The sequence below is a fragment of the Rhizobium acidisoli genome, from assembly GCF_002531755.2.
In the GTDB taxonomy this organism is placed as follows: domain Bacteria; phylum Pseudomonadota; class Alphaproteobacteria; order Rhizobiales; family Rhizobiaceae; genus Rhizobium; species Rhizobium acidisoli.
The window spans coordinates 371061-389557 of the sequence record NZ_CP035001.1; the positions used below are offsets into that span (position 1 = coordinate 371061).

Below are 18497 nucleotides of genomic sequence, written 5' to 3' on the forward strand. Positions count from 1 at the left end.
TGGGCTCCTGCCAAATAGCGCGTGTTTTCATAGATCTCTAACGTACAAGCCGACGGCTCGCCTCGTCCATGCAGCTTCTTTCCAAAAGCACGTTGCAAGGGATGCAACTTCGAGAAGCGCCAATGCGAGAAATAGTTCCTCTGCCTCATCGGCGATTTGCTACGGAACCTTGTGCCCTTCCCAAGGTTTGCAGCCCGCTACAATCAAACCAGGAGCTTTGCCATGACTGACATTCGTCGCCCCTCCCCTCCCTACGGCGAACAGCAGCAGGAGCCGCCGGGCGAGACGGCGCTGATGGACCCCATCCCCGATCACGGCGAAAAATCCTACAAGGGGAACGGCAAGCTAGAAGGCAAGGTGGCCTTGATCACCGGCGCCGACTCCGGGATCGGCAAAGCGGTGGCGATCGCCTTTGCCCGCGAAGGCGCCGACGTTGTCATCTCCTACCTCAACGAGGATGAAGACGCCCAAGATACGGCTAAATGGGTCGAGGAGGCCGGGCGCAAAGCGCTGGTGGTGCCAGGCGACATCAAATCCGAGGAACACTGCAACACGCTCGTGCAACGCGCCGTCGATGAGCTCGGTAGTCTCGATATTCTGGTGAACAACGCCGCCTTCCAGCGGACCTATGCCGACATCGCCGACATTACAGCCGATGAATGGGACGAGACGTTCCGGACGAACATCTACGCGCCCTTCTTCCTGTCGAAGGCAGCGGCTCCGCACATGAAGCCCGGCAGCGCGATCATCAACACCACTTCGATACAATCGCGCCAGCCGTCGCCTCAACTCCTTGCCTATGCGTCCACCAAGGGAGCGGTTTCGAATTTTACCGCTGGGCTCGCGGAAATGCTCGCCGAAAAAGGTATCCGGGTGAACGCGGTGGCGCCAGGCCCGATCTGGACGCCCCTGATCCCCTCGACCATGCCGGCGGAAAAAGCAGCCAAGTTCGGTGAGCAAACGCTGCTGAAGCGAGCCGGACAGCCGGCGGAGCTCGCCGGCGCATATGTCCTCCTGGCATCTGAGCTTGGAAGCTATATGACCGGCGCGGTCATCCCCGTCACAGGTGGCGAGATCATGATTTGACGGCCATCAACGCCTCATCGGAAGTCTGGCTCTGCCTGTCGGGAGGCAATGCCCTGGGCGCCTACCACGCCGGGGCGTATCGCGCCCTGCACGCAGCGGGCATCCGCCCCGAGCGTGTTGCAGGGACATCGGTCGGCGCGGTCGTCGGCGCGTTGATCGCCGGAAACAAGCCTGAGGACCGGCTAGCGCGTCTGGATGAGTTTTGGCAACTGACCGCCAGCGATGTTGCCATCGCTAATTTCGCCCACCTCTGGGACGGATCAAAGATTGCCTCGTCGCTCGGCACCCTGCTTCACGGTCGACCGCGTTTGTTTCAGCCGTCTCTCGGCTTGTGGTGGCGGCGCCTGAGCGGTCTGCCGTCACCATCCCTATTCGAGCGCTCGGGCATTGGAAGACGGTTACCCGGCTTGTCGATTTCGACTATCTCAACGGCGGAGACGTTCGCCTTGTCGTCAGTGCGACGGATGTCTCGACGGGGGAAGAGCAGGTTTACGACACCTCTCAAATGGAAATCACCATCGACCATCTGATGGCGTCTTCGGCATTTCCCGTGCTTTTCCCGTCCGAGCCGGTGGGTGATCGGCATATGGTTGACGGTGGCCTGGCCGCCAATCTGCCGATCCTTCCGCTGTTTCGGGAGCCGCCGGCCTGCCCCGTCAAGTGTTTGGCCTTCGATCTGGTTCAAGCGAACGGACCCGTGCCGAATACCCTCGACGACGCGGTCCACCGCATGCAGGACCTGTTATTGGCCAATCAAAGCCAACGGTCGATGGAGTTACTGAAACACCGGGCATCAGGCTGGCCGGTGCCAATCTCCGCACTTCATATCTCCTACAAGGGCGAACGGGAAGTCGGCGGCAAGATGCTGGAATTTTCCACCGCATCGATGAAGGTACGAACAGACGCGGGAAAGTCCGACGCCGAGATTGCAATGCGATGGCTTGACGAAGCCGGCCTACCAGGGAGCCACGCCGATCATATCGAAGAGTATGAGTTTGGCGTCTCAGGTTAGGTGTGGGAACGGGGATTGCATTAGGGCGCAGTGACGATTTAACTATTTGAGCCAGATTGCGATAGCGGCGAGTTTGACGAAGCCCATGAAGTTGGCGAGGAGCTTGTCGTATCTGGTTGCGACGCGTCGAAACTGCTTGAGCTTGTTGAAGAAGCGTTCGATCTTGTTGCGCTCCTTGTAGAGATCGGCGTCGTAGGGGCGCAGGACTTTCCGGTTACGCTTGGGTGGGATGACGACGTCAATTCCGGCCTCATCGATCCTGTCGATGAGATGATCTGCGTCATATCCCTTGTCAGCGATGGTGGCCTTGGCGTCGAAACCCTCGACGAGAGCATGGGCAAAGGCGATGTCGTTGCGCTGCCCCGGGCTGGCGATCAAACGGACTGGAAGGCCGAGCGCCTCGGTGGCGGCGTGGATTTTGGTGCTCAGCCCGCCCCGAGACCGACCCAGGCCCTGGGCATCTGCCCCCCTTTGACCTTACGAGCGCCCGCCGCATGCTGATGCGCCCGCACGACGGTACTGTCGATCATCAGCCATTCGAGGTCGGCTTCGCGGGCCAAAACCGAAAGCATCTCGTCAAGGACGCCAATTTCGATCCAACGGTAATAACGTCGTTTCACCGAGCGGTAATCGCCGAGCCGTTCCGGCAGGTCACGCCAGCGACCACCGGAGCGGGCCATCCACAACAGCGCCTCCAGGAACAGCCGGTTGTTCGTGCGCGGACCGCGCTTGCCTTTCGTGCCGCCTGGCACAAATCTTTTGATCCGTTCCCACTGATCATCCCGAAGCGCATCGCAATCCATGGCCAATCTCCAAAATTAGCCTTGAATCTGATTTGCTCCGCCCCGGGAATCCTAAATCGTTAAATCGTCACCGCGCCCTAATAAACCTAGAAATCTCTTTCAGCGAAGGGCTCCACGTGACCGAGTTAGTGGCAAGTGATTCAGGTAAGATTGATCAGGCTTCTGCCGCCGCCTGGTTCCGCACGCTTCCCCCCGTGCTCCCTACGGAGATGGTTGGTATTTGGCGAGGAGAGGGCATTTCATCAGGTCATCCGTTGGATGGCGTCCTGGAGAACTTAAACTGGTTCGGTAAACGATTCCACGCCGATTTCCGGGCCGACGCCCTCCTGTTCCAGTGGCAACCGGGCCGTCTAGTTCCAATCGAACCGTCAGTCTTTCCGATCAGACTCGTTCTTCGCTTCGCAAGCTTCGGTAGGACGTTTATCGCAAGGAACTGGTTCTCCTACCTCGAGAGAGCCTTCCGCGCTAAGGGGCCAACGGCGACTGTCAAACTACGCTCTGTCGATTTCAATGAGACAGCGGCAATGGTGTATGACCGCCAGCCGATCGTCGATTACTTCCGTCGGATCGATGACAACGAAGTGGCGGGCATGATGGTGGTTAAAGGCGACGACCGGTGTTACTTCTTCCGCCTTCACCGCGTCGACAATGCGGGATGGTGATGTTCGTTTGCGTTAAACAAAATTTGTCACTTCGCGGGGTCGCCAACTTGCTCTGGTTGCAGCCCGTCCATTCCGGGTTACTCCCTGATTACCAGGGCCGCCGGTTCATTCCACCTTGGCAGCGCAAATGAGCACGCGGCTAGATGATGTTGGGTTATCATGCGTCCCACGAGCAGTTCTCCCCGAGCGAGCTGCTAAATTATGTGAAGGCCGCAGAAACGGCCGGCTTCCACGCAATCATGACGTCGGACCATATCGCGCCCTGGAGCAAGCGGCAGGCGAACGCCGGCAACAATTGGGCGTGGCTCGGAGCGGCGATGATGGCCACTTCCCTTCCATTTGGAAGCCTGGCTATTCCGGGAGGATGGCGATATCACCCTGCCGTTCTCGCACATCTGGTCGCGACGCTTGCCGAGATGTTCCCCGGCCGCCTACGCTGGATCGCGGCTGGCAGTGGCGAAGCGTTGAACGAGCATGTTGTAGGACAAGGCTGGCCCGACAAGGCCGAGCGCAATGATCGGCTCCTGGCCGGCACGAACATCATTCGGGCGCTCATGCGTGGCGAGGATCAATAACGTTCGATCGGGAGCGCGTTTGATGGTCTACGAGTGGGATACGCGAAGGGCTCGCAGAGCTTACATCTTGAAAATCCTTGCTGCCTCGGTCGCGGCAACTGTCGTCGCCAGCTTTCCCGCTTTGCTGCTCGTCAAAACGATGGCGCTTGGCAACTGATCTCGCCCGCGACTCCGTTCATTGGATCCGCGGCGCAAGATCATAAAGATCTTTCCTGATGGTGGTTGCAGCCACGCCGGCCTGCCCCATCGTGTGACTGATTTGCTCCAGGCCGACCACCATGTTTGCTGCGGCTGCGCGCGCTCGCCTTAAGGCTGTTCGCTCATCAGGTTCGGTATCAGGTCGGGAATTTCACGGGCGAGAAATCCGAGGGGTCCGACCTTCATTGCCAGTTGCGAGCCTGCTTCGCCGTGAAGAAAAACACCCCACATGGCGGCGGCCACTGGTTCCGCGCCACGCGCCGCTAGTCCAGCCACGAGCCCGGCGAGAACATCACCAGAGCCGGAGGTCGCTAACCCGACGCCGCCGCCTTCGTAGCGCCAGATCCCTTCCGGTGCGGTTATGATCGTCTGGCTGCCCTTCATGATGACGATAAGGCCGAACTCCTCCGTCAGGCGTGAAGCCGCCAACGTAGGATCGGTCTCGACGGCCGCTTTGTCTACGCCCAACAGGTTCGCCATCTCTCCCGCGTGAGGGGTGATGATGACCCGGCCGGTACGCCTGTGAAGGCTCTCGCCGAGCTCGGTAATCCGCGGCAGGGCACCGGCGTCGACGACAATGACTGCTTCGCCGGTGCGATCGAGTAAAGATTTAAGGATCTCGTGGCCATCGGCCTCTTCCACCATTCCCGGTCCAACGAGCAAAGCGTGCGCGCTATCCCACCGTGACGCCATGGACGCAACCGGGCTACATAGCAGTCCGCCAGCTGGCGTCTCCGGCACGTCGATGACCAATGCCTCGGGCATCGCCACGGCCAAAGCGCCGGCGCGGCTTTCGACGGTGACAATCTGAAGCTTTCCAGCACCGGCCCGCATGGCGCCCAGTGCGGCCAGGAGAACGGCTCCCGGAACTTCTCTGCTGCCGCCGATGATGCACACCCGTCCCCGTTCTTCCTTGCTGCCTTCCGCAGGTTGCGGCAGCGGCAGAGATTCAAGAAATTGTGCATCGATGATCTGCATGCTCATCATCGAGCAGCCACGTTGGCATCTTTTTGAGCAGTCACCGGCGCTCCCGCTTCGATAAGCGGCGCGACAAAGTTATACCGTGTCAGGACCAGGCCGCCTCCGACCTCCTTGCCGGCGTTGGCGACGTATTCGGTCACACCACAGTTCACCACGTCGCCTTCCCGATCGATCTCCAGGATCTGCTCCTCGGAGAGATTCTCGATGATGTAACGCATGCACAAGACGACAACCTGATGAGCAACGATGAGGACGCGTTGATCGGCGTAATGAAGGCTGATCGTATCGAGCATGCTTCGCAGCCGCAAAATGACGTCGCACCAGCTCTCACCGGCCGGCGGCCGATGATAGAACTTTCCCAGTATTCGCCGGAACTCTGCCTGATCCGGGTGCAGCTCCTCGATGCCCCGCCGAGTCAGCCGATCCAGAACTCCGAACTCTTTTTCTCGCAGCCGCTCGTCGATGCTGACGGAAAGGCCCTCCGAAGGCGAAAGATGCTGGGCGATTGTTTCCGCGGTTCGAACGGCCCGTTTGTACGGCGATGCCAAAATGACTTTGGGCTGTTCCGATAAAGTCAGGTCGCTGAACCATGCCGCCAAGGCGTCAGACTGCTGTTGGCCAAGCGCACTCAAGGGGACGTCGACATCTCGTCCTCCGATCTCTATGCGGGCATGGCCTGCAAGGTCGGCGGCGTCCCGGGCGACGTTGCCGGCGCTTTCACCGTGGCGCACGATCCAGATTTGTTTTGGCCAGTTTTGCTTCATCTCGCTCCCGCTCTTCTATTCCTGCTTATCAGGTGCTGTGAAGCGGCCTCCATGGGCAAAGGCGCCGCGTCTCAGCCTGCGGAAAACCAAATTTTGCCCAGTTAGTTCCTGCGCCCGGTCATGCACTGGTGAACGAATGAGCTGTTAGCCTCAATACTCTCCGGCTCCGCAGTAGAGCGGTTAGGAGCGCCGGGACCGTCATCGGCTCCCTCAGCCGTCTCGTCGATGATCCGCGCGCCGCGTTGCCGCGTGAGGTACCGCCCTACCCACTGGATGGCGACAAGAAGGCGCTTCTCGAAGTTGATCAGGAGGTCGACATGGACAAGCGCCCAAAGCAGCCAGGCCGCCCTGCCTTTCAACGTCCATTTTCCAAAGTCGAAGACGGCGGCATTCCGACGGATCACCGCGGTACTACCGCGATTCTTGAATTTGAAACCTGAAACGGCTTTGCCCATTCGCAGGCTTTTCCGAGATATGTGCCTTGCTGCTTGGCGACCTGCGCTAGACCTGGCAGGAGCTTCCCGTCCGCCCCGGTGAGCGCAGATGTGTCTCCAATGGCGTAGATGTCATCGAACCCCAGGACACGAGATGATCATCGACAGGGATCCGTCCACCCGCCAGTCCGAGTATCCCGAGCCATGAATGGGCGGGGGACGCCTTGACGCCCGCGCCCCATATGATCGATCCGGCGGGAACGAACTCACCTTCGATCTCGGCCCCATCCTCGCGAATATCCATCACCCGCCTGCCCGTGCGGACCTCGACGCCGATATTCTCGAGATAGGACTTGGCGTATGCAGAAAGATGTTCGGGAAAGGCGGCGAGTATCCGTGGTCCCGCCTCCACGAGTACCACTTTCAGATTGTCGGGCTGGAGGTCCCGAAAGTCGCGGCTGATCATGAAGCGACCGAGTTCGGAGATGGCGCCGGCCATTTCGACGCCCGTTGGTCCACCGCCGATGACAATGCTGGTGAGCAATGCCTGTTTCTCTGGCTCGCTCTTCGCTCACGCTACTTTTTCGAAGGCCAGAAGCAGCCGATGACGGATATGCCGCGCCTCATGAATGCTTTTTAGCCCGGGCGCGAACTGCCGCCATTCATCATGGCCGAAATAGTTGTAATCGGAGCCGGTGGCGATGACGAGCTTGTCGTAGGAAAGCGGGTCGCCATCAGAAAGTGACACCTTGTGCAACCGCGGGTCAATTCCGACGACCTCTGCCATGATCAAGTTGATGTTCTTGAAACTGGCAAGCGTTTTGCGAATCGGTTCGGCAATGTCCGCCGGCGACAGGGCGGCGGTCGCCACTTGATACAGCAGCGGCTGGAAGAGGGTGTGATTGCGGCGGTCAACGACCGTGACATCATTATCCTGGGGCGTTGCTCAGTTCCATGGCACAGGCCAGGCCGCCGAAACCGCCGCCGACGATGACGACATGGCGGGAGGCACGGTGTACGGCATCAAGGCCATTTCGGTCAGGATACGCAGTCATGGATGGGCTCCCTAGATCGCTAGGGACAGGTCGCGCGCTCGACGGGCGCTTCATGTCGGCAGGCCAAAGCACCGCAATGAGAGTAGGTGCTCAAGCGTGAGGTTTGGGCCGAAGAGAAGAAACGACCACACCGGTCGGGTCGCGAAGACAAGACCAAGACCGAACGCGGCCCAGATCATTGCCGTGCGGAGTTCACGAAGCACCTCAGACATGTCGTCGCCTCATGATCATTACGCCGATGGCGACCATCGCCCCCCCCCAGGCAAGGAAGCCGAGGTCCCAGAAGAGCAACTCTCCGCGAGGAACGGTTTCGTTGACGTGGTGGAGGCCGAGAACCTGATGATCGACAATGCCTTCGATCAGGTTGAATGCTCCGAAGCCGATGAGCATTGTCGCGACGAGGTCGGCCGTCGACCAGCGGAAATGGCCGAGGCGACCGGACCGCCAAAGGATGAAGAGACCGGCGAGCACGAAGACGTAGGCACCAGAATGGAAGACGCCGTCCCAGAAGGTGTTCAGTTCAAGGTTCTCGATCGATGTGATCGGGTACCAGGAACTGAGCATATGATGCCACTGCAAAAGCTGGTGAAGAACAATGCCGTCGAAGAAGCCTCCGAGTCCGAGGCCCAAGAGCAGGCCGGCGGACAGTGGTAAGCTTCGTGCGGGCCGCCGCTCCAATCCTATCATCCCAGCACCCTAGCCGAGACTGCCGCTTCCACGAAAGCCTCGCGGGCAAGCTCCGGGCTGCCGCGCTTCGCGATCGCGTCGACGCAGCGGCGCTTGGCGACGGCGTATCCCGCTTGACTGGTCGAGGGCCAGCGATGGAGAAGCGCCGCCAATGCCGCGTCCGGCCCGTCAATACGTTCCCGCATGCCGTCGCCGATCCGGACGAAGACGGGCGATTGCCAGGTGACGTGGAAATCGACGTCGATGACCTTGTCCATTAAGGACCTCCATTCGTTTCGTCCCGACAAACCAGCGCAGGGGACGCGAGTTCCCTTGCCTCCGATTTGAGTGCGCAACCGAACGCGCCGCACAATTGCGCGACGCCACCTAACGAAGCTTGTTGGTTGGGAGGCTGGACCGCAGTGCTCTACGTTGTAGGTCCGAAGCACCTTGCTCCGGAATTTAATGGACGCGACGATGGCAGATCTATCGCAGCGGTGAGCTCTCACGCCTGGATGGGAGTCCAACCGACGGCTCAGCAGTTCCAAGACGGCCGCCTTGAAGGGGTTCGAACCGTCGACCCATAGATTATTGGTATGTTCACGCGGTTGGGGGCAAAGGATCAGTGCCTTCGCTAAGGATCGCGAGATACCGCCGGTAGCTAAAAACGCGACCTCGCTTGCGGCCAGTGACCTCCTCAACTACACCGAAACGCTCCAGGTCTGTAAGTGCCGCATTGATGGTGGGCGCGGAAAGGCCTGTCTGTTGAACGAGCTGATTGGCCGTCATAAACGGATTTTGCTGAAAAAGGTCGTGGATCCGAAGCGCCGAGCCCGCTCGGTCGCTTTCGGATGTGATGCGCTCGCGGTCTTCCTTAAATACGTCGACGATCTGGGTCGCCGCGTGAAACGCCTGGTTGGCGGTATCGGCAACGCCAGTGAGAAAGAAGTCGAGCCAGGCTTCCCAATTGCCTTGTTCGCGAACCTCCTGAAGCAGTCGATAATATTCCGTCCGATGGGCCTTCAGATAGAGACTCAGGTAGAGAAGCGGCTTACGCAGAACCCCGTTCGTGCAAAGATACAACGTGACAAGGAGGCGACCGATTCGCCCGTTGCCATCTAAGAATGGATGGATCGTCTCGAATTGGACGTGGAGAAGGCCAGCCTTAATTAGTGCCGGTAGTCTCGACCGATCTTCATGCATGAACCGCTCAAGGGCATCCAGGCAGGCGTCCATTTCCGTGACAGGCGGTGGGACGAAGAGGGCGTTGCCAGGCCGCGTCCCGCCAATCCAATTTTGCGAACGCCGGAATTCTCCCGGATTTTTGGTGCCACCACGCCCACTGTGCAGCAATCGCGCATGCATTTCGCGGATCAAACGCAGCGACATCGGCAGCGCTTCTAGTCGCTCCAAACCATACATCATGGCATCGACGTAATTAGAAACTTCGCGGATATCGTCGATGGGCTGTCCTGCCTGGGCTTCGGTCTCAAAACGCAGGAGATCGGATAGGGTCGACTGCGTCCCTTCGATTTGCGAAGATAGAACAGCCTCTTTCCTGACATACATATAAAGGAAGAGTTCCTGACGAGGAAGCAGCATCGTGATGCCATCTAGCCGTCCGAGAGCTCGCTCTGCCAAGCTAAGGCGTTCCAAGAGTGAAAGCACGTCAATGGCAGGTAGCGGCGGCAACGCAGGTGGTATGAATGCCCGCACTGTTTCGCCGGCAACTGATGTTTCGACAAAGCGGCCCCGCCGCTGATTGGGTTCGGAATCAGACATGACGCGAGTATGGGTTTCAGCCGCTATTTAAGCAAGCGCGGCTTTATTTAAATAAGGAGAAAGCTAAGGTAGGCGCTCTTAAATAAGCCTCACCACGTTCGACCGCCTTGACGGGATCTGAACTGGCGAAGGCTTGCAATCGATCCGGGGTTAAATGGACAGGCAGCGCGCCACATTCAGCGTTCAAACCGGTCCAGCATTTTTCTCAACTGCGCGTTTTGCAGCTTCAGCTTCCTGGCGAACTGATCCCTCAGCACCTTGATCTCGTCATCGAGGCCTATCTCGTTTGCAGTATGGATAAACTGTCGTTCGTTCGCTATCGCCATCGCTTCCTTGCCGCGGCTCCTTTGCTTGCGCGGTGCGACCTCGACAGTTCGCTTGATCCCAGGGGTATCATGTGCAGCGGTGACGTCGATACCAATACCACCGGATATAGCCGGATTAGCGACCTCCACCATTTTGGCGACTTCGCCGTCCACGGTGTCGCGGACATCGTTTTCGGCCTCTTCGGAATGCACAGGCACTGCGGAGATTGCAGCGGCATGATCGTGACGAGGTAGCTCCTCACTTGCCGGTCGAGCGGCACGAATCAAGCTCTCCTCGTCAAGCGTTTCAGTCGGAGCGGCAATAGCCAACGCGTCCGGCGATGCGGACGAATGTCGCGAACTGTTCGAAGTCGCTATTGCCGCCAAGTCGCGGACCTTCCCCTCTCGGGGAAACGCGTCAGGCTGCTCGTGCAGACACGAAGGTTCGCTTGCGATGCCGTGCTCTGCGGCAGACAGATATTCGCTGAGCGGTTTGGCGATCACCAGAGGGGTCATTGCCTGCTTGCGGGATAAAACACTAGGTCAGATAGATGGCGTCTCCCTGGAAATTTCTCGCCCGGCTGATCTCGCGGGGACGCGGACATAAGAGAGAAAACGGCTCGACCGAGAAGATTACGTTGTCTTGCTTCCCTATGCCAGACGAACCGGACGCCTCGAGCATCTCGTCCACCATTTAGGGCTTGCGCTTGGCGGAAGACCGGCGGCGCGTTTTGCCCAACGGCTGATGCTTCCCGTAAGCAACGATACCTTGCTCCGCGTTATCCGCAGGCAAGGACTTCCGCCGTCGACCGCGCCCTCGGTGATCGGCATCGACGACTGGGCATGGCGGCGCAACCATCGCTACGGCACGATCGTGTGCGACCTGGAACGTCGGCGGCCGGTCAGTCTACTGCCGGACCGGGAGCCGGCGACGGCAGAGGCCTGGCTGCGGCAGAATGCCCAAATCCAGATCATTGCTCGCGACCGCGGTGGCGCTTACGGGCTGGCGGCTGCAAAGGCGTTGCCTGATGCGGTGCAGGTAGCTGATCGATGGCATCTGATGGAGAATGCCAGCCGTGCGTTCCTGGACGCCGTCCGCAAGTCGATGCGGCAAATCCGCAAGACGCTCGGCGCAACGCGTATCAATCCGAAGCTGCTGACCGCGGCCGAACGCCTCTCCGACGCGAACAAGCCAACGCGGCCATCATGGCGCTAGCAAAGGACGGCATGACGATCAAGGAAATCGTGCGTCGCACCGGGCATAGCCGCGGCTTGGTCCGCCAGGTGCTCAGAGGGCAACGAAACGATGTTTTTCGGTCCCGAGAAAGTTCGTTGGAAATGTATCTGGAATGGCTCGACGCACAATGGGCTGTCGGTAAGCGGAACGGCACTGAGCTATGGCGGCGTTTGAAAACACAGGGCTTTCGGGGTTCGCGCCGGGTCGTGAGTGAATGGGCCACAAGGCGGAAGCGGGCCGACAAGGCCGATGCGGAATCGTTGACCCGCGTTCCATCCGCCCGCACGATTGCCCGCCTTCTCACAACCAACAGAGACAACCTGACGAAATCCGAGACCGTCACCATCGCGGCCATCGAAAGCGGCGTCCCGTTGCTCATTGCGGCTCGCGATATCATTACCGACTTCCATCTGATGATCCGGCGCAAAGCGGAAAACCAACTCACGTCTTGGATCGACCGCGCCCGCGACAGTCTGGTTTCCTCCTTTGGCAATGGCGTGGTGAAAGACATTCAGGCTGTCCGGGCAGCTATCGTCTCACCCTGGTCCAATGGACAAACCGAAGGGCAGATCACCAAGCTCAAGCTGGTGAAACGCCAAATGTACGGACGCGGAAAGCTTGATCTTCTTCAAGCCCGGCTGATCGGTGCGACATGAGAGAATCGCACCAAATCTGCGTCAGAGCCAAAATTGGACGCCGATTACCCCGCCAAGGGGGTCAAATTTGCACGCCGAAACACAGCGCTGTGCCTTACTGACGCCGAAGCGCACCGAGGTCACGAGCTCGTTAACGCTTGCCTCGAAACGATCGAGATCAGGATTGTCATAGGTTTTCTGAATCGCCGGCTAAAGACTCCGGCAACCTGTCGACAATGACAACCGCCTATTCGAAAAGCTTTGCCTGGAAGGTTTTCAATGCGGTTTGAGCTAGCGTACGATCGAGGCCAAGCGGGAGAACTTTCGAGCAGCCTTTCTCGGCTTCGATTTCACCCACATCGTGCGATTTCGATTTACGGATGCCAACATCGAACGGCTCGTGCAGGACCCTGGCAAGGCGCCACCAGATCGTGCCGTCGTCAACAACGCGCGGGGTGCTGGAGAACTAGGGCGCAGTGACGATTTAACTATTTGAGCCAGATTGCGATAGCGGCGAGTTTGACGAAGCCCATGAAGTTGGCGAGGAGCTTGTCGTATCTGGTTGCGACGCGTCGAAACTGCTTGAGCTTGTTGAAGAAGCGTTCGATCTTGTTGCGCTCCTTGTAGAGATCGGCGTCGTAGGGGCGCAGGACTTTCCGGTTACGCTTGGGTGGGATGACGACGTCAATTCCGGCCTCATCGATCCTGTCGATGAGATGATCTGCGTCATATCCCTTGTCAGCGATGGTGGCCTTGGCGTCGAAACCCTCGACGAGAGCATGGGCAAAGGCGATGTCGTTGCGCTGCCCCGGGCTGGCGATCAAACGGACTGGAAGGCCGAGCGCCTCGGTGGCGGCGTGGATTTTGGTGCTCAGCCCGCCCCGAGACCGACCCAGGCCCTGGGCATCTGCCCCCCTTTGACCTTACGAGCGCCCGCCGCATGCTGATGCGCCCGCACGACGGTACTGTCGATCATCAGCCATTCGAGGTCGGCTTCGCGGGCCAAAACCGAAAGCATCTCGTCAAGGACGCCAATTTCGATCCAACGGTAATAACGTCGTTTCACCGAGCGGTAATCGCCGAGCCGTTCCGGCAGGTCACGCCAGCGACCACCGGAGCGGGCCATCCACAACCGCGCCTCCAGGAACAGCCGGTTGTTCGTGCGCGGACCGCGCTTGCCTTTCGTGCCGCCTGGCACAAATCTTTTGATCCGTTCCCACTGATCATCCCGAAGCGCATCGCAATCCATGGCCAATCTCCAAAAATTAGCCTTGAATCTGATTTGCTCCGCCCCGGGAATCCTAAATCGTTAAATCGTCACCACGCCCTAGTGAAAGAGGAAGGATCATTGGCCGCCTCTGTCTGGCGCTTCGAGCCGAAAGGGGTCCGAGCTCTCGCCTCCGCAGACGGCGTTGGTGTCGGCCTCCGAGGGGCGTCGACGAATACGGTAAACCAGATTCTCGTCCCATCACATCTGGTTCCGGGTCCCATATCGCTCATGTATACCCTCCAAGGCTTGCCGGCTAAAGCTCGGACCGCGCGGCGGTTATGCCTGTCTTGTTCGAGGACCGCCTGGTACGAATCTTGCGCGCGGGCGTCACCAATGATGCTGGTCCATCGGCGAGTGCCTCGCGGGCAGCCGAGGTCAAGGTGGTGGCAACGAAATCCGGGTCCCGAAGCGCAGGCGGTTGCCTTTCCTTCTCGTTTTCCACCCAAAGGACCGCGCCGACGCGAATAGTTGGGTATATGCGCTTGAACCGACGAACAAGTATGGTGGCATGCCTTGCCGAGTCCTCGTTGAGGAAGCAAACTACGATGGCGTTCGATTGTTTCGGAACGAGGCTCATGGCACGGCGATTGGGGATGTCAGAATGCCTCGCTGCGACCACCTCGGCGCCCTGTACCTGAAGAATCTGGGCAAGCATCGCAGCCGACGCGTCGTCGAGCGGGCCCCTGCCTCCGACGCAAAAGACGGTCTTGCCCCGTCCGTCAGGTAGTTCGCTTTCATCCCCATTCCCTTCCTTGGGGGGGCTAGGCCCACCTGCCGCTTCCGTCTCCTTCTGTTCCTCTTCCTCTTCCTGCTCTTCTTCCTCCGCGATTTCCGCGAGGTTCGAGACCAGTGTAATGGCGGTCCCGAACACCTGTTCCATCTGCTCCGCAGTCAAGACGCCTCGACGCCTATCCTTCTCCGCGAGTAGAAGGGCGGGAATGGCAACCTTGCCATAGTAATCCTCCAGATAATCCTCCTCGAGGAATTCCTCAGCGTAATCGGTCGCCTCATCGGGATCGCCGGCAAGAAGCCGCTGGTACAGCCGCTCCTTGGGATCGAGCACCGGGTCACTACCAAAAACCACCTCGAGGAACTCGAACTGCGGGACATACCGGCCCAACACTGCAAGACACACGGTCAGCGGCGTGGACAGCACAAGACCGACTGGTCCCCACAGCCATGCCCAAAAAATCGCCGCGACGATGATTGCCAGCGGAGAGAGGCCGGTACGAGAACCATAAAGCCAGGGCTCGATGACGTTGTTGCTGGTCAATTCCAGCACGAGGAAGATGGCCCCAACCCAGAGAACAAGGCTCCAGCCAGGGTCAACTGCAAAGGCCAGGAACAGCGGCAGAACCGTCGCGATTACAGGCCCGATATAAGGGACAAATCGAAGGACGATGGCTAGCATCCCCCAGAGCGCTGGATTTGGAATGCCAACCGCCCATAGTCCGAGCGCCAATGGGACGCCGTAGGCGCAGTTCACCACCAGCTGCATAAGAAGATACCGCGCGACGCGGCTACCTGCCTCCTGGATGGCTTCTGTTGTGCGATGCAGATCGCCATAGCCAACGAGCCGGATAAAGCGATCGCGAAGCTCTTCCCGCTCTAAAAGCATGAATATTACGACGACGATGATCAAGCCCAATGAGGCGATGGGGCCGAGCAGCGGACCAATCAGGCTAGTCAGCGTTTCAATTGGTCTACTCGGCGCGAATATCTCAACGAGCACAGGCTCCCTTGGTCTTGATGCGGTACCGGGAGCAACTGGGCGCTCGTCGGCGTTACTGAGCTCACGACCGACGCTCTCAATGACGGACGTCAGGCGCCGCACAATACCGCTGTCCGTTCCACTTTCCTGCAGAGTTCGAATTTTTGCAATGATGTTGCCCTGGTAGGCCGGAAGGTTCTGGGCCACTTCGGCAACGTGTCCTGCTACGACAAGCCCGAACAGGACGAGGACAAGAAAAGCGATCACGACAGTGATTATTACCGCCGAAATACGGGGCAGGCCAAGCTTTCGAAGGCGAGAGGAAATGGGAGCCAATGCGAATGTCAACAGGACTGCGATTGCTAGAGGAAGAAGTACTTCCTTGCCGAAATACAGAATAGCAATAACAGCGAATACACTCACGAAGGCAGGCATGCGTGAAGGGGAGGATGGCGAGGTCGAATAGACGCGACGGGGGCCGAGGTCATTTTCCAATTCCGCCTCCGTGATCTTTGGCGTTGCTCGAAGACATCGATGTGTCGGTCGCTCTCGCCAAGTCTTTGCAATTAGGGCGCAGTGTGACCTCGGCAATGGTTGTGACGTACCTCACTTGACGATCTCTATGGCATCGCGTGCGGGAGGTGACCGCACGGGCAAAGAGACTGCCTGCAAATGGGCTCCGTTGCAAAAATCCCATTGACGTTTGAAAGAGCGCCGAGGATTTTCTGCGAGATTTTTGGTAAGCGATTTCAAGTGGCGCCATTTTCAGGGTGATGTGATTTTGTGGGCAGTGCGGTGGTATTGCCGCTGCGCTACCGCAATCTGATGGGCGAATGGGGCGTGATTGTCGATCATTCGCCAATCTATCGCTGGGCCCAGAAATACGCGCCAGAGATTGAAAAGGGGCTGCGTTGGCACTGGCGACGGCCACAGGCAACAAGCTGGCGGGTCGATGCGACCTATGTGAAGGTTCGTGGCGTACCTTTACCGGGCCGTCGGCGAATTCGGCAACACGATTGATTCTATCTGTCTCAGACGCGCAATGCCAAGGCGGCGAGTCGGTCCCACCGTTGTCGCGCAAATCCTCTGCGGCCGCTGTTAGACCGGCATACGGAACAGGAAGGCGGTCTGCTTTGTGTCGGAGTGCACCTCCAAACGACCGCCATGGCTTCGAGCAATCTCACTGCAGATAAAAAGACCGAGGCCAAGCCCCTGCTTTTCCGCAGAACCTGTGGCTCGGAAGAAGGGCTCGAACAGGTGGTCCCTCACATGTCGGGGAATTGGATCGCCCTCATTCGCAACCGTAATGATGATTTCGTTCGGGCCTGGAGCCGCAACGACCGTGACCGGGAGCCCCGGCGCCCCGTGTGTCAGCGCGTTACCGATCAGGTTGGATACCAGCTGAGCCACCCGGCCGCCGTCGCAAGCTACCTGGTCCGGAATATCCAGTGAACTCTGGATGTCCCGCTCCGGATTTGCGGTCTGTAATTCCTGGACAACATGCTCAAGTACGACGCGCAAGTCGGTTGGCTTAGGGTCGACTGCAATGCCCTGACCAGCTCGACAGCGCGCAAGATCGAGCATGTCCTCGATCAGGCTGGACATGCGCTCTGTACTTTGGTTCATCATCGTCAGAACGCGCCGGCCCTTGTCGGACTGAGGCTCCCGCGACAGAATGTTTAGCCCCCCGGCGATGGAAGCCAGCGGATTGCGCAGGTCATGCCCCAGGATCGCGACAAACTGCTCCCTTAAGTGCGCCACCTCCTTTTCCGCAAGCAGCCCTTGCTCAAGTTTGAGCCGCTCGGCAATACCTGCATCGATACGCTCTTCCAGAGTTCGGTTCAGTTCCTCGAGCTCTCGGCGGGCTCGATCGGCGGCGTTCCTTGCATCCACCAGGTCGCGCTCGTATCTGCGTCGATCCACCGCCTGGAACAGGGTTATACGGGTGAACTGAACACCTCCGTCGTTCGAGCGGCGTTCGGCTGCATTCGCCAAAACGGGGAGCTTTTGTCCATCCGGACCGACAAGATCCAGAGCGACTTCATTGAAGTGTCCCTGCATTCGCAACAGCGGCGCAAAATGGGTTTCGTAGAAAATCTTCCCTGGAACACTGAGTAGATCGTAAAATCGCTTGCCGAGGAGGTCGAAGCTCTGCACGCCAAGCCATCCGGCAAGCGTGCGGTTAGCCTTGACAATCACGCCATCGGCTGCGAGCGACAGGTAACCACAGGGGGCGTTCTCATAGAGATCGTCCAGATCCTCCACGATTCCCTCCAGCCCTGCTTGAGGTTCCGCTTTACACAAAGGCTTTGATCGCTGAAATCACCTGGGCAGGCGCGCTCAGGTTCGGACAATGCCCTGTTGCATCGATGATGACCATCTCCCCCTGCGGCAAATGATCTCGCACATATTCCCCGACCCCCTGTTGAGCGATGACATCCTGGTGGCATTGTATCACAAGCGCGCGGGCCTGGCAGCGTGAAAGGTCCCCTCTGTTGTCGGACAGAAAGGTGACGCGTGCGAATGCCTTGGCGATGTCGGGATCCGTCCGGCAGAAGCTGTTCACCAGCTCTTCGCTCAGTTCCGGACGATCAGGATTGCCCATGATAACCGGCCCCATGGCGGCGGACCATCCCATGTGATTATCGTCCAGGAATTCCAGCAATTCCTCGATCTGCTCCCGGGTAAACCCACCCTCGTAACCTTCGTCGTTAATGTAGCGGGGCGACGGACCAATCAGGACAAGCTCGCTGAACAGATCAGGTGCGTCACTTGCAGCGAGAATGCCGATCATGGCGCTCACGGAGTGGCCGACAAATACGCCACCTATGATATCCAGGGCCTGCCCTATCTCGACGACATCAGCCGCGTAACCCGCAGGCTGGAGTACTTGGCATGCTCATAGGCGCTGAGGTCGGACTTGCCGCAGCCGACATGGTCGAAGAGGACGACCTTATAATCCTGTTCAAAGGCCGGCGTGACATGCCGCCACATGTTCTGGTCGCATCCGAAGCCGTGCGCAAACACCATGGGGCGCCGTCCTTCGCCCCGCACCGTGACATTGTTCCTTGCTATAACCGACAGGATTCCTCCGACTTTGGTGCGAGAACCCACTGCTCCCCTGGGCTTCCTACCGCCAGGCTGGGTGAACATAGGAACATTGTGGGCAGCCGTCGAGTACCTTAACCCTAGGCCGAACCCGGTGGTCTGCCGCCAAATCCCCAGCTTGTGGGAAGCACGAATAATTACGCGGTCGCCTTCTATGGCGCGTGGAACCAATTCTCCATTGTTGCGTTTGTCGTGGTTAAGCTCAGTGAATCG

At 58.9% G+C, this 18497-nt stretch carries 16 protein-coding genes and 7 pseudogenes; 8 read left to right on the forward strand and 15 right to left on the reverse strand.

Annotated features, from left to right (window positions below; translation table 11 throughout):
* Positions 1-222: 222 nt before the first annotated feature.
* The 3 genes and pseudogenes from CO657_RS30785 (at position 223) to CO657_RS30795 (ending at position 2098) form a co-directional block, all read left to right on the forward strand.
* Positions 223-1086 (forward strand): SDR family oxidoreductase, encoded by an 864-nt coding sequence (locus tag CO657_RS30785; protein WP_082366316.1) that lies wholly within the window; start codon positions 223-225, stop codon positions 1084-1086.
* A pseudogene (locus CO657_RS38145) lies at positions 1083-1427 on the forward strand (patatin-like phospholipase family protein); the annotation flags it as partial. The gene CO657_RS30785 and the pseudogene CO657_RS38145, both read left to right, overlap by 4 nt.
* Positions 1421-2098: a patatin-like phospholipase family protein gene (locus tag CO657_RS30795; protein ID WP_342637204.1), complete on the forward strand. Its 678-nt coding sequence runs from the start codon at positions 1421-1423 to the stop codon at positions 2096-2098. The pseudogene CO657_RS38145 and the gene CO657_RS30795, both read left to right, overlap by 7 nt.
* Positions 2099-2140: 42 nt before the next feature.
* Here CO657_RS30795 and CO657_RS30800 read toward each other — a convergent pair.
* Positions 2141-2901, reverse strand: a protein-coding gene (locus CO657_RS30800; protein ID WP_128715635.1) for an IS5 family transposase whose coding sequence is annotated in 2 segments (ribosomal slippage) — positions 2141-2562 and positions 2562-2901 — 762 coding nt in all. Because the reading frame shifts where the segments join, the coding sequence is not laid out codon by codon here.
* A gap of 116 nt (positions 2902-3017) precedes the next feature.
* On the opposite strand from CO657_RS30800, the gene CO657_RS30805 reads away from it, so the two are divergent.
* Complete coding sequence (locus CO657_RS30805) at positions 3018-3563, forward strand: GXWXG domain-containing protein (RefSeq protein WP_054186293.1); 546 nt, start codon at positions 3018-3020, stop codon at positions 3561-3563.
* A 143-nt stretch (positions 3564-3706) separates the two neighbouring features.
* Positions 3707-4129, forward strand: a pseudogene (locus CO657_RS30810) (LLM class flavin-dependent oxidoreductase); the annotation flags it as partial.
* A gap of 315 nt (positions 4130-4444) precedes the next feature.
* On the opposite strand, the gene CO657_RS30815 reads toward CO657_RS30810, so the two are convergent.
* The 10 genes from CO657_RS30815 to CO657_RS30845 all read right to left on the reverse strand — a co-directional run bounded on the left by CO657_RS30815 (position 4445) and on the right by CO657_RS30845 (position 10710).
* Entirely contained in the window at positions 4445-5314 is an 870-nt protein-coding gene (locus tag CO657_RS30815) for an NAD(P)H-hydrate dehydratase (protein ID WP_342585742.1), read from the reverse strand.
* Between the two features lie 5 nt (positions 5315-5319).
* On the reverse strand, positions 5320-6081 hold the full coding sequence (locus CO657_RS30820; RefSeq protein ID WP_054186295.1) for a histidine phosphatase family protein: 762 nt from the start codon (positions 6079-6081) through the stop codon (positions 5320-5322).
* Positions 6082-6182: 101 nt separating this feature from the next.
* Positions 6183-6536 carry a hypothetical protein gene (locus CO657_RS37740; protein WP_245293113.1) on the reverse strand — a complete coding sequence of 118 codons (354 nt, stop codon included), beginning with the start codon at positions 6534-6536 and terminating at the stop codon, positions 6183-6185.
* Positions 6537-6582: 46 nt separating this feature from the next.
* Positions 6583-7059, reverse strand: coding sequence for an NAD(P)/FAD-dependent oxidoreductase (locus CO657_RS37745; RefSeq protein ID WP_245487185.1), 477 nt, complete (start codon positions 7057-7059; stop codon positions 6583-6585).
* A 27-nt stretch (positions 7060-7086) separates the two neighbouring features.
* Entirely contained in the window at positions 7087-7398 is a 312-nt protein-coding gene (locus CO657_RS37750; protein ID WP_342637205.1) for an FAD-dependent oxidoreductase, read from the reverse strand.
* Between the two features lie 46 nt (positions 7399-7444).
* Positions 7445-7570: a hypothetical protein gene (locus CO657_RS38000; protein WP_280950522.1), complete on the reverse strand. Its 126-nt coding sequence runs from the start codon at positions 7568-7570 to the stop codon at positions 7445-7447.
* Positions 7571-7774: 204 nt separating this feature from the next.
* Positions 7775-8167: a DUF2243 domain-containing protein gene (locus CO657_RS30830; protein ID WP_245293114.1), complete on the reverse strand. Its 393-nt coding sequence runs from the start codon at positions 8165-8167 to the stop codon at positions 7775-7777.
* A gap of 86 nt (positions 8168-8253) precedes the next feature.
* The gene (locus CO657_RS30835) at positions 8254-8514 is read right to left on the reverse strand and encodes a DUF982 domain-containing protein (protein ID WP_041684018.1); all 261 of its coding nucleotides are present in this window, start codon (positions 8512-8514) and stop codon (positions 8254-8256) included.
* 322 nt (positions 8515-8836) lie between these two features.
* On the reverse strand, positions 8837-10018 hold the full coding sequence (locus CO657_RS30840; RefSeq protein ID WP_054186297.1) for a Fic family protein: 1182 nt from the start codon (positions 10016-10018) through the stop codon (positions 8837-8839).
* A gap of 176 nt (positions 10019-10194) precedes the next feature.
* A complete protein-coding gene (locus CO657_RS30845) occupies positions 10195-10710 on the reverse strand; it encodes a hypothetical protein (RefSeq protein ID WP_054186300.1) in 516 nt (171 codons plus the stop codon).
* Here CO657_RS30845 and CO657_RS30855 point away from each other — a divergent pair.
* Positions 10666-12216, forward strand: a pseudogene (locus CO657_RS30855) (ISL3 family transposase); the annotation flags it as partial. The gene CO657_RS30845 and the pseudogene CO657_RS30855 sit on opposite strands and share 45 nt — an antisense overlap.
* 205 nt (positions 12217-12421) lie before the next feature.
* A pseudogene (locus CO657_RS37755) lies at positions 12422-12676 on the forward strand (DNA-3-methyladenine glycosylase I); the annotation flags it as partial.
* A gap of 7 nt (positions 12677-12683) precedes the next feature.
* Here CO657_RS37755 and CO657_RS30865 read toward each other — a convergent pair.
* Both CO657_RS30865 and CO657_RS30870 read right to left on the reverse strand, forming a co-directional pair.
* A protein-coding gene (locus CO657_RS30865) for an IS5 family transposase (RefSeq protein WP_097609998.1) occupies positions 12684-13444 on the reverse strand; the annotation gives its coding sequence in 2 pieces (ribosomal slippage) (positions 12684-13105 and positions 13105-13444; 762 coding nt in all).
* 274 nt (positions 13445-13718) lie between these two features.
* Positions 13719-15767 (reverse strand): annotated as a pseudogene (locus tag CO657_RS30870) (AI-2E family transporter).
* A 145-nt stretch (positions 15768-15912) separates the two neighbouring features.
* On the opposite strand from CO657_RS30870, the pseudogene CO657_RS30875 reads away from it, so the two are divergent.
* Positions 15913-16238 (forward strand): annotated as a pseudogene (locus CO657_RS30875) (DDE-type integrase/transposase/recombinase); the annotation flags it as partial.
* Positions 16239-16274: 36 nt separating this feature from the next.
* Here CO657_RS30875 and CO657_RS30880 read toward each other — a convergent pair.
* Positions 16275-17441: a PAS domain-containing sensor histidine kinase gene (locus CO657_RS30880; RefSeq protein WP_082366423.1), complete on the reverse strand. Its 1167-nt coding sequence runs from the start codon at positions 17439-17441 to the stop codon at positions 16275-16277.
* 31 nt (positions 17442-17472) lie between these two features.
* Positions 17473-18260, reverse strand: a pseudogene (locus CO657_RS30885) (alpha/beta fold hydrolase).
* Between the last annotated feature and the right edge of the window lie 237 nt (positions 18261-18497).